This is a genomic window from Phenylobacterium sp., from assembly GCF_036963605.1.
In the GTDB taxonomy this organism is placed as follows: Bacteria; Pseudomonadota; Alphaproteobacteria; order Caulobacterales; family Caulobacteraceae; genus Phenylobacterium.
Genome location: NZ_JBALUY010000095.1, coordinates 1 through 10,942, shown reverse-complemented (window position 1 = coordinate 10,942; position 10,942 = coordinate 1). Strand labels below are relative to the sequence as shown.

Genomic DNA, 10,942 nt, shown 5'->3' with positions numbered 1-10,942 from the left:
GCGCCGACTATCGCGACGACGTCCTGCGGCTGCTGTTCATCTGCTGTCATCCGGATCTCCCGGCCACCCAGCAGATTGCGCTCGCCCTGCGGATCGTCTGCGGCCTGAGCGTGGCCGAGATCGCCCGGGCCTTCCTGGTGGGCGAGAGCGCCATGGAGCAGCGGATCACCCGGGCCAAGGCCAAGGTGGCCAAGGCCGGGACGCCCTTCGAGACGCCGGGCGCGGTGGAGCGGGCCGAGCGCCTGGCGGCGGTGGCGGCCATGGTCTACCTGCTGTTCAACGAGGGCTATTCCGCCAGCGGCGGCGAGGCGCCCCTGCGCAGCGGGCTGTGCGACGAGGCGATCCGCCTCGGGCGGCTGCTGCTGCGCCTGTTCCCCGCTGAGGCGGAAATCATGGGGCTGACCGCCCTGATGCTGCTGCAGCACGCCCGCGCCCAGGCCCGCTTCGACGCCGATGGCGCCATCGTCCTCATGGAGGACCAGGACCGCACCCACTGGAACGGCAAGATGATCGCCGAGGGCCTGGCGCTCATCGACAAGGCCATTCGCCATCGCCAGCCCGGCCCCTACCAGATCCAGGCGGCCATCGCGGCCCTGCACGCCCGCTCGCCCCGGGCCGAGGACACCGACTGGCCGCAGATCGCCGGCCTCTACCAGGCCCTGGAGCATCACATGCCCTCGCCGGTGGTCACCCTGAACCGGGCCGTGGCGGTGTCGAAGACCGAAGGGCCTGCGGCGGCGCTGGACCTGATCGAGCCTCTGTCCAACCGGCTCGACGCCTATTTCCATTTCCACGGGGTGAGGGGGGCCATGCTGCTGAAGCTGGAGCGCAAGGCCGAGGCCCGCGAGGCCTTCGACCGCGCCATCGCCCTGGCGCGCACCCCGGCCGAAGCTGCGCACATCCGCCAGCACATTGATCGCCTGCAGGCCGAGGCCAGCCAGGGTTAGCCCAAATGAAAACCCCCGACCGTGAGGCCGGGGGTTCCTGTCGTCCAAACCTTCCCGGCCAAGGCCGGGAGAAGGCTCTTTAGTAGCCCTGGATGCGGGCGTAGCGGTCGCGATGGTAGCCCTGGTTGCCAAAGGCCGCCTCGGCCGCACGGGCGCGCTTCATGTAGAAGCCCGCATCGTGCGCGTCGGTCATGCCGATGCCGCCATGCATCTGGACCATCTCGTTGGACACCAGATGGAAGACGTCGCCCATCTTGGCCTTGGCCAGGCTGACCAGCTCCGGAACGTCCGGGGTGTCGGCGTCGATCGCCTGAAGGGCGGCTTCGACGGCCGAGCGGGCCAGTTCGAGATCGGTGAACATCTTGGCCGCGCGGTGCTGCAGGGCCTGGAAGGAGCCGATGACCTGCCCGAACTGCACCCGGACCTTGAGGTAGTCGAGGGTGATTTCGAAGGCCTGCACGGCCGAGCCGAGCATTTCGGCGCAGAGGCCGGCGCGGGCGCGGTCGAGGGTCTTCTCCAGCAGGGGATAGCCCTTGTCGACTTCGCCCAACACGGCGTCTTCACCCACTTCGACGCCGTCGAAGGTGATGTTGGCGGCGCCGCGGCTGTCGGCCAGATGCAGACGCTTGCGGGTCACGCCCTTGGCGTCGCCGGGAACCAGGAACAGGGTGATCCCGTCGGTGTCGCCCGGCTTGCCCGAGGTGCGGGCCGAGACGATCAGCAGGTTGGCGGCGAGGCCTTCCAGCACGAACGACTTGGAACCCGACAGCTTGTAGCCCGAACCGGACTTTTCGGCCTTCAGGGCGACCTTTTCCGGCGCGTGGTGCGCGCCTTCGTCCACCGCCAGGGCGCCGACGGCTTCACCGCCGGCGATCTTCGGCAGCCATTCCGACTTCTGGGCGTCGGAGCCGCCCAGCACCAGGGCCGAGGCCGCGGCCAGGCCGGAGGCCAGCAGCGGGGAAGCGGTCAGGGTGCGGCCGGTTTCCTCCAGGATCAGGCCCATGGAGAGGTAGCCGAAGTCCGAGCCGCCGTATTCCTCGGGGATGATCACCCCGGCCCAGCCCATCTCGGCCATTTCGTTCCAGGCGCTGGCGTCGTAGCCAAGCTCGACGCCGCTGTCGCGCATCTTGCGGAAGGCGGTGACGGGCGACTTTTCCTGGACCCAGCTCTTCGCGGCGTCGCGGAGCATTGTCTGTTCTTCGTTGAGAACGGCCATCTTATTGTAATCCCTATAAAATTCTATTGAGTGCTTATTTCGGGTCAGGCAGGCCGAGGATGCGCTTGGAGATGATGTTGTTCTGCACCTCCTGCGAACCGCCATAGATGGTCGTCGCCTTGCCGCCCAGCCAGGAGCGCACGGCGCCCAGCTCTTCAGGCGTGAAGTCGTCGCCTTCCCAGCCCAGGCCCTGGTGGCCCATGAGCTCGATGGTCAGTTCGGCGCGATCCTGCATCCAGCGGGTGCCCGCATTCTTCATGATCGAGGTGGCCGCCGAAGGCCCGGAATTGGCCTTGGATTCAGCCATGGCGCGCATGGCGGTCAGCTGGAAGGCGCGACCGTCGATCTCGTTCATGATCACCCGGGTGCGCAGGTCGGTGTCGGCCAGGCGGCCGGCCTCGTCCGTACCCACATAGTCCTTGGCCAGCTTGACCAGCGAACGACCGCCGCCGCCACCGCCGCCGGCGCCCGACAGGCCCGAACGCTCGTGCTGCAGGAGGCGCTTGGCCACCGTCCAGCCGCCGTTGACCGGGCCGACCACCTGGTCCTTTTCGACGCGGACGTCGGTCAGGAAGGTTTCGCAGAAGGGCGAGTTGCCGGCGATCAGCGGGATCGGGCGAACCTCGACGCCGGGGACGTCCATCGGGAACAGCACGAAGGAAATGCCTTCATGCTTCTTGGTGGTGTCGGTGCGCACCAGGCAGAAGCACCACTGGGCCCACTGGGCGCCCGAGGTCCAGATCTTCTGGCCGTTGACGATGTAATGGTCGCCCTTGTCCTCGGCGCGGGTCTGCAGCGAGGCGAGGTCGGAACCGGCGCCCGGCTCGGAGAAGCCCTGGCACCATTGCAGTTCACCCTTCACGATCGGCGGGATGTGCTGCTGCTTCTGGGCCTCGGTGCCGTATTCCAGCAGGGTGGGGCCGAACATCATGACGCCCATGCCGCCGATGGGGTTGTAGGCCCCAACGCGACCCAGCTCCTGCTGGATGATGCGTCCGTGCGCCGGGGTCAGGCCGCCGCCGCCGTACTGGGTCGGCCAGGTGGGAACGCCCCAGCCCTTTTCGCCCATGGCCTTGCGCCAGGCGTCCATGTCGGGAGTCGGCTCGGACCGTTCCTCGCGCATCATCATCCCCCCCTTGCCCTTCAGGGACTTGGGGAAGTTGGCTTCGATCCAGTCGCGCGCTTCCGTGCGGAAGGCGTCCAGATCAGAGCCGCCAAAATCAGCCATTAAATATCTCCTTTAAAATCAGTCGATTGCAATCATTTCGAAGGCGCAGCGTCCGGCAGGCCGAGGATGCGCTTGGAAATGATGTTGTTCTGCACCTCATTGGACCCGCCGTAAATCGAGCCCGCCTTGCCAGCCAGCCAGCCGCGCACGGCGGCCAGTTCTTCCTCGGTGAAGTCCTCGCCTTCCCAGCCCAGGCCCCGATGACCCATGAACTCCAGGGTCAGCTCGGCCCGGTCCTGCGCCACCTTCATATTGGCGTTCTTCATGATCGAGGTCGTCGCCGAGGGACCGGAATTGCCCTTGGCCTCCAGGGCCGCGCGCTTGACGGTCTGCTGGAGGGCCTTCAGGTCCATGTCGTTCATGACGATGCGGATGCGAAGGTCGAGGTCGGCCAGGCGGCCCTGCTCGTCCTCGCCCACATATTTCTTGGCGATGATCCCCAGCGCTTCGCGCTTGCCGCCTTCGCCGGCCCGGCCGCCCATGCCGCTGCGCTCATGCTGCAGCAGCCGCTTGGCCACGGTCCAGCCGCCGTTCAGCGGGCCGACCAGGTTTTCCTTGGGCACCTTCACGTCGGTGAAGAAGGTTTCGCAGAAGGGCGAGGAGCCGGCGATCAGGCGGATCGGGCGAACCTCGACGCCGGGCTGATGCATGGAGAAGACCACGAAGGAGATGCCCTCGTGCTTCTTGGTGGTGTCGGTGCGCACCAGGCAGAAGATCATGTCCGCCCACTGGCCGCCGGAGGTCCAGATCTTCTGGCCGTTGACCAGCCAATGGTCGCCCTTGTCCTCGGCCCGGGTCGAGAGCGAGGCGAGGTCGGAGCCGGCGCCCGGCTCGGAGAAGCCCTGGCACCAGCGCACCTTTCCGGTGACGATGTCGGGGATGTACTTCTTCTTCTGATCTTCGGTGCCGTATTCCAGCAGGGTGGGGCCGAACATCCCCACGCCCATGCCGCCGATCGGGTTCCATGCGCCGATGGCGGCCATTTCCTGGTTCAGAACCCGGGCTTCCTGGGGCGAGAGGCCGCCGCCGCCATACTGGGCCGGCCAGGTGGGGACGCCCCAACCCTTCTCGCCCATCCGCTCGCGCCAGACGGCGAGGTCGCCGGTGAGCTCAACGCCCCCGGCCATGGCCCGCGTCTGGGCTTCGGTATCATGGGCCAGAGACTTGGGGAAATTGGCTTCAAGCCATTCGCGCGCCTGCGCCCGGAAGCCGTCCAGATCGGCGCCACCAAAGTCAGCCATGAATATTCTCCCTAAAAATCATTATGTTATCATTTATTATAGCATGAAGTTCGGCGTTCGTGGAGTCGTCCGCTTACTTGGGGTCCGGCAGGCCAAGCACCCGCTTGGACACCACGTTCAGATTGATTTCCGAGGTTCCGCCCTCGATGGAATTGCCCTTGGACCGCAACCAGGCGCGGACCAGGTTCAGCTCGCTCTCGTCATAGTCTTCGCCTGACCAGCCGAGACCCTGATGGCCGAAGGCCTCGATCAGCAGCTCGTTGCGGTCCTGGGCGATCTTGGCCCCGGCATATTTCATGATCGAGGTGGCGGCGCTGGGGCCGGCGTTGGACTTGGCCTCGTCGGCCGCTCGGCGGACGGTCAGCTGGAAGGCGCGGGCCTCCATGCGGTGCTCGATGATCCGGCGGCGCAGGTCGTTGTCGGCGATCCGGCCGGTTTCATCGAGGCCGACATACTTTTTGGCCGCGTCCTCGACGCTCATCACCGCGGTCGGCGCGCCGATATTGCCGCCGCCCAGGCCCGCCGAGATGTTGTCGCGCTCGAACTGCAGCAGGCGCTTGGCCACGGTCCAGCCGCCGTTCAGCGGGCCGAACAGCTGGTCCTTGGGGACCTTCACATCAGTGAAGAAGGTTTCGCAGAAGGGCGAGCCGCCATTGATCAGCAGGATCGGCCGCACCTCGACGCCGGGGCTCGTCATGTCGATCAGCAGGAAGGAGATGCCCTCATGCTTCTTCGAGGTGTCGGTCCGCACCAGGCAGAAGCACCAGTCGGCGAGGTTGGCGCCCGAGGTCCAGATCTTTTGGCCATTGACCAGATAGTGGTCGCCCTTGTCCTCGGCGCGGGTCTGCAGCGAGGCGAGGTCGGAGCCGGAGCCCGGCTCGGAATAGCCCTGGCACCAGCGGACAGAGCCGGTGATGATGCCGGGCAGGTGCTGGCGCTTGAGCTCCTCGGTCCCGTATTCGATCAGGGTGGGGCCGAACATCATGACGCCCATGCCGCCGATGGGGTTGCGCGCGCCGATGGCGGCCATCTCCTCGGCCAGCACCCGGGCCTCCTGGCGCGACAGCCCGCCGCCGCCGTATTCCGCCGGCCAGGTGGGCACGCCCCAGCCCTTGGCGCCCATGGCCTCGCGCCACTGGCGGGCTTCGGGGCTTTCCTTGCCGCCGCCGGCCGCCGCGGTCTGCGCCGCCACGTCGCCCTTCAGGGCCTTGGGGAAGTTGTCTTCGAGCCAGGCCTTAGCCTCGCCGCGGAAGGTGTCGAGATCGCCGCCAAAATCGGCCATGGAAATCCGCCTTTACAAATAATGCCCGTCCGGACGCCCGACGGCCGAAAATGCGGCCGCAGGCTCTGCTCGACCCGCTACTTGGGGTCGGGCAGCCCCAGCACGCGCTTGGAGATGACGTTCAGGTTCACTTCACTGGTGCCGCCCTCGATGGAATTGCCCTTCGAGCGCAGCCAGCCGCGGGTCGCAATGATCTCGCCCGGCTTATAGTCGTCGCCCTGCCAGCCCAGGCCCTGGTGGCCCATGGCTTCGATCATCAGCTCGGAGCGCTCCTGGGCGAAGGTGGCGGCGGCGTACTTGATGATCGAGACCGCGGCGCTCGGGCCATTGCTGGCCTTGGCCTCGGCGGCCGTGCGGCCGATGGTCAGGCCCAGGCACTGCATGTTCATCTTGTTCTGGGTGATGCGGGTGCGCAGATCGGTGTCGGCCAGCACGCCATCACCGTCCACGCCGCAATAGCTCTTGGCCACCTCGGCCAGATCGCCGCTGGCGCCGCCGGCCCCGCCGCCGCCGCCGAAGCCGCCGGAGATGTTCTGGCGCTCGTACTGCAGCAGGCGCTTGGCGATCTCCCAGCCGCCATTGACCTTGCCGACCAGATTTTCCTTGGGGATCTTCACGTCGGTGAAGAAGGTCTCACAAAACGGGCTCTCGCCGGAGATCAGCTGGATCGGCCGCGTCTCGACGCCCGGAGACCGCATGTCGATGAGCACGAAGGAGACGCCTTCATGCTTCTTCGAGGTGTCGGTCCGCACCAGGCAGAAGCACCAGTCGGCCTTGTCGGCGTAAGAGGTCCAGATCTTCTGGCCGTTGATCAGCCAATGGTCGCCCTTGTCCTCGCAGCGGGTCTGCAGGGAGGCGAGGTCGGAGCCTGCGCCGGGCTCCGAATAGCCCTGGCACCAGCGGATCTCGCCCTTGATGATCTTGGGCAGGTGCTCGCGCTTCTGATCCTCGTTGGCGTACTCCAGCAGCACCGGGCCCAGCATCCAGACGCCGAACGAGGCGAGCGGCGTGCGATAGCGCCCGGCGTTCAGCTCCTGGTCCAGCACGCGAGCCTGGGCGGGCGTCAGCCCACCGCCGCCGTATTCGGTGGGCCAGGTGGGGGCGGTCCATCCCTTCTCGCCCATCTTGCGCATCCAGGCGATCTGCAGGTCGTCGGAGTCCTCAAAGGCGCGGCCGCCCCACATGGCCTCGGGATCGACCTTGGCGCCCGGATCGCGGAGCTCGGCCGGATAGTTGGCCTCCAGCCACGCGCGGACATCCGACCTGAAGGTGTCGAGCTCTCCGGCGCCGAAGTCGGCCATGGCGGTCTCCCAATGCTGCAAGCAGATTTTGCGCGCCACATTAGCGCCGGGCGGCCCCAGGGCAAGCCGCCTTGCGAACAGTTGTTTGACACAGGCGACGGTCCTGCCGCGCCGAATCCGGTCTATATACCCCCCAACTCGCCACCAGGACGCTCCATCCCATGAGGATCTTGCGCGAACTGCGGCCCGCCGGCCTGGCCGCAGCCCCGTTGACCGGCGCCATACTCACCCTTGCGGCGGGGGTGATGCTGGTGGTGTCGGCCGCGACGCCTTCGGTGCCGACCCGCTTCCTGCTGCTGACCCAGCTTGCGCCGGCGCCGCTGATCGAGGCCAGCCACTTCCTGTCCAGCGTGCTTGGCCTGGTGCTGATCTTCCTGGCCTTTGGCCTGCGGGCCAGGCTCGATGCGGCCTGGATGGCGACCATGGTGGTGCTGGGCGTGGCCCTGCCGCTCACCCTGCTGAAAGGCATTGTCTGGGAAGAGACCGCCTGGCTCGCCGCCCTGATGCTGGCCCTGGCGCCGTTCCGGGCGGCCTTCATCCGCGAGGCCAGGCTGTCGCGGATGGAGATCACGCCAGGCTGGCTGGTCTCGGCCGCCGCCCTGGTGGCGGGGGCGGGCCTCCTGGGGCTCTGGTCCTTCCAGAACGCCGACTATGGGCACCGCAGCTGGATCAGCGTGATGGTCGAGGATGACGCCGCGCGCGCGATCCGGGCATGGATCGGGGCGGCGCTGGCCCTGATCGCCTTCGGCATCTGGCGACTGTTCGCCTCGGCCGCCACCCCGCGGGTGGTCACCCCCGACGACCAGGACTTCCAACAGGTTCGCGCCATCCTCACCTCCGCCCAGGCCGCCGAGCCCGCTTCGAACCTGGCCCTGCTGGGGGACAAGCGGTTCATCTTTTCTCAGAGCGGGCAGTCCTTCCTGATGTTCGGGGTGCGGGGCCGCTCCTGGATCGCGCTCGGGGCGCCGGTCGGACGCCGCGACGAGCGGCTGGAACTGTTCTGGCGCTTCCGCGAGATGGCCGACGCCCATGCCGCAAGACCCGGAGTCTACGCCCTGGGCGCCGACGACCTGCCCGAGGTGGTCGAGCTTGGTTTCTCCCTGCAGAAGATCGGCGAGGCCGCCATCGTGCCCCTGGAGACCTTCTCGGTGGAAGGCCGCAAGCGGGGCAATCTGCGCCGGGCCTGGCGCAAGGCCGGAGAGGAGGGGGCGACCTTCGAGGTGCTGGCGCCGGCCGACGTGCCGCCTGTGCTCGACGAACTGCAGGCGATCTCCGACCAGTGGCTCGACGCCCACGCCGGCGGCGAAAAGAGCTTCACCATGGGCGGCTTCACCCGGGCCTATGTGTCGGAGTTTCCCATCGCCATCGTGCGTCAGTACGGCCGGATCGTGGCCTTTGCGACCCTCTGGACCACCGGCTCGCGCTCGGCCTTCTCAATGGATCTGATGCGCTATTCTGACGCCGCCCCCAAGAACATCATGGACTATCTGTTCATCGAGCTGATCGCCTGGGGGCGGGCCCAGGGGTATCAGGCCTTCGAGTTCGGCATGGCGCCTCTGGCCGGGCTCGAGGATCGGCCCTTCGCGCCGATCATGTCGCGGGTGGGCCGGCTGCTCTTCGAGCGGGGCGAGGAAATCTACAACTTCCAGGGGGTGCGGAAGTACAAGGACAAGTACGACCCCCTCTGGCAGCCGCGCTACCTGGCCGCCCCGCACAAATGGGCAATCCCGCTGCTGCTCGCCGATGTCGGGCTGCTGTCCTCCGGCGGCATGGCGGGGCTGGCCAAGCGTCCCCGCAAGACCGAACCACGGCCGGGCGAGCCGGTCGCCGCCGAGGCCTAGAACCGGTCGGGGCCGGTCGAGACGCCCATCAGGTTCACCAGGTGGACCAGGATGACAATCAGGCCAGCGGCCCCCAACAGCATGACGAAGCGGTAGGGCACCAGGCGCGGGCCCCGGCGAAGATCCGGCGGCCTCGCGCCCTTCCAGCCGGCGAACAGGGTCAGAGCCAGCAGGACGGCGCCGGCGGCGAGGGTCAGGGACAGCTCCATCTGCGACGCCGTAGCGCAGGCGTCGGACAAGGGCAAATCAGCCCGTTAACGAAGCGTTAACCCTGCCGCAGGCTGTTGTCTGGTCAGGCCTGTGGGCTTTTCGCGGTCGTCCACAGGTGATGCGCCCCAACGCTATATCTAGCGTTAACCCTGCGTTTACACCCCAAGGTTCGGTGGATAGCGTCGAACTCGGGTAGGAGATCGATTCGAATGACGGCGGCGGCGCCATGGAGCGTCAAGGGCATCGACCCAAAAGCCAGGGAGGTCGCGAAAGACCTCGCCAGGCGGTCGGGCATGACCTTGGGCGAGTGGCTCAATCGAATGATCCTTGATGATGAAGGTCCGGAAGACGCCGTCTCCGAGGCTGATCTCGCACGCCGTCCGCTCCCCACCTATTTCGAAAGCCTGCGCCGCACCGATGATGCGCCGCCCCGTGTCGAGGCCGCGGAACATCCGGCCGACGAAATGGGGCGCATCGCCCTGGCCCTGGACCGCCTCAGCGAGCGACTGGAAGTCTCCGAGAGCCGCACAGGCCTGGCGGTGTCCGGCGTCGAGCATTCGGTGCGCTCGGCCCTGGCCCGCATCGAGGCCGCCGAGCGTGAGCACGTGGCCGTGGCCGCCCGGTTCGAAGGCGCGGTGGAAGAGGTCGCCTCCGAGCAGAGCCGTGTGGCCGAGCGCCTGCGCCGCATTGAGGCCGAGGCCGTAGGGCCTCGTTCGGCTGAAGCCCTCCGCGCCCTGGAAGGGGCGGTCGGCAAGGTCGCCAACCATCTCTATGAAGGCGAGACCCGCACCCGTGAGGCCCTGGGCGCCATCGAGGCGCGGATGGAGCGGGTGGAGGCGCAGGGGGGCTCGGAGTCGCCGGGCCTGATCGAGGAGGTGGTGGGCCGTGTCGCCCAGCGTCTCAGCGAAGCCGAGACCCGCACCGCCGAGGCCCTGGAGAGCCTGCGCGCCTCGTTTGCGCATCTCGACGGACGCATGGGATCGGTGGAGGCCGGCGAGGGGCCTGGGTTTGACCGCCGCCTGGAAGAGATGGCCGCGCGCCTGACCGAACGGGTCGAGGCCGCCCGGGTCGAGCTGACCCAGAAGCTGCACGCCTCGGCCGATGGCCGGTTCGACCGCATGGAGCGGCGGCTCGGCGAGATGACCGAGCATGTGCGCGCCGCCGAGCAGCGCTCGGCCCAGGCCATCGAAGCCATGGGCCGCGAAGTGCTCAGCATGGCCGACAATCTGAACCGCCGGGTCCAGAGCGCCGAACAGTCGAGCGCCCAGGCCATCCAGACCGTGGGCGGCGAGGTGGCGCGGATCGCCACGGCCATGGAGGCCAGGCTCGGCCGTTCCGACACCCTGCATGCCGAGGCGCTGGAGAAACTGGGCGGCGAGATCGGCAAGATCACCGAACGCCTGAGCGAGCGGATCGCCACCTCCGAGCGCCGGTCGGCCCAGGCCATCGACGATGTGGGGGACCAGGTGGCCCGCGTCACCGAGCGGGTCAGTCATCGCCAGGAACGCGCCACCGAGGAACTGTCCGAACGCATCCGCCTGAGCGAGGAGCGCACCGCGCGCCTGCTGGAAGAGGCGCGCGAACGCATTGACCGTCGGCTGGCCGAAGCGCCGCCGCCGCGCAGTGTGGAGCCGCCGCCGGCCCCGGCCGCGCAGGCGCCTCAGCCCGCAGCCTCG

8 protein-coding genes and 1 pseudogene are annotated in these 10,942 nt (G+C 67.8%); 3 read left to right on the top strand and 6 right to left on the bottom strand.

Features of this window, described 5'->3' with window-relative positions:
• Positions 1 to 947 (top strand): RNA polymerase sigma factor (locus V7702_RS15040; RefSeq protein WP_335650901.1); only part of this gene is annotated, 947 nt, incomplete at its 5' end.
• 79 nt (positions 948 to 1,026) lie between these two features.
• On the opposite strand, the gene V7702_RS15035 is transcribed toward V7702_RS15040, so the two are convergent.
• The 5 genes from V7702_RS15035 to V7702_RS15015 form a co-directional block, all read right to left on the bottom strand.
• Positions 1,027 to 2,163, bottom strand: a complete 1,137-nt coding sequence (locus tag V7702_RS15035) for an acyl-CoA dehydrogenase family protein (RefSeq protein WP_335650900.1) — start codon at positions 2,161 to 2,163, stop codon at positions 1,027 to 1,029.
• A 34-nt stretch (positions 2,164 to 2,197) separates the two neighbouring features.
• Positions 2,198 to 3,391, bottom strand: a complete 1,194-nt coding sequence (locus tag V7702_RS15030) for an acyl-CoA dehydrogenase family protein (RefSeq protein ID WP_335650899.1) — start codon at positions 3,389 to 3,391, stop codon at positions 2,198 to 2,200.
• Positions 3,392 to 3,423: 32 nt separating this feature from the next.
• Positions 3,424 to 4,632, bottom strand: a complete 1,209-nt coding sequence (locus tag V7702_RS15025; RefSeq protein ID WP_335650898.1) for an acyl-CoA dehydrogenase family protein — start codon at positions 4,630 to 4,632, stop codon at positions 3,424 to 3,426.
• Between the two features lie 73 nt (positions 4,633 to 4,705).
• The gene (locus V7702_RS15020) at positions 4,706 to 5,914 is read right to left on the bottom strand and encodes an acyl-CoA dehydrogenase family protein (protein ID WP_335650897.1); all 1,209 of its coding nucleotides are present in this window, start codon (positions 5,912 to 5,914) and stop codon (positions 4,706 to 4,708) included.
• 77 nt (positions 5,915 to 5,991) lie between these two features.
• Positions 5,992 to 7,215, bottom strand: a complete 1,224-nt coding sequence (locus tag V7702_RS15015) for an acyl-CoA dehydrogenase family protein (protein ID WP_335650896.1) — start codon at positions 7,213 to 7,215, stop codon at positions 5,992 to 5,994.
• A 161-nt stretch (positions 7,216 to 7,376) separates the two neighbouring features.
• Between V7702_RS15015 and V7702_RS15010 the strand changes: the two genes are divergently transcribed.
• Positions 7,377 to 9,056, top strand: a complete 1,680-nt coding sequence (locus V7702_RS15010) for a bifunctional lysylphosphatidylglycerol flippase/synthetase MprF (RefSeq protein ID WP_335650895.1) — start codon at positions 7,377 to 7,379, stop codon at positions 9,054 to 9,056.
• Here the strand turns inward: V7702_RS15010 and V7702_RS15005 are convergent.
• A complete protein-coding gene (locus V7702_RS15005) occupies positions 9,053 to 9,295 on the bottom strand; it encodes a hypothetical protein (RefSeq protein WP_335650894.1) in 243 nt (80 codons plus the stop codon). The two genes, V7702_RS15010 and V7702_RS15005, sit on opposite strands and share 4 nt — an antisense overlap.
• Before the next feature lie 291 nt (positions 9,296 to 9,586).
• Here V7702_RS15005 and V7702_RS15000 point away from each other — a divergent pair.
• Positions 9,587 to 10,942, top strand: a pseudogene (locus tag V7702_RS15000) (Localization factor PodJS); the annotation flags it as partial.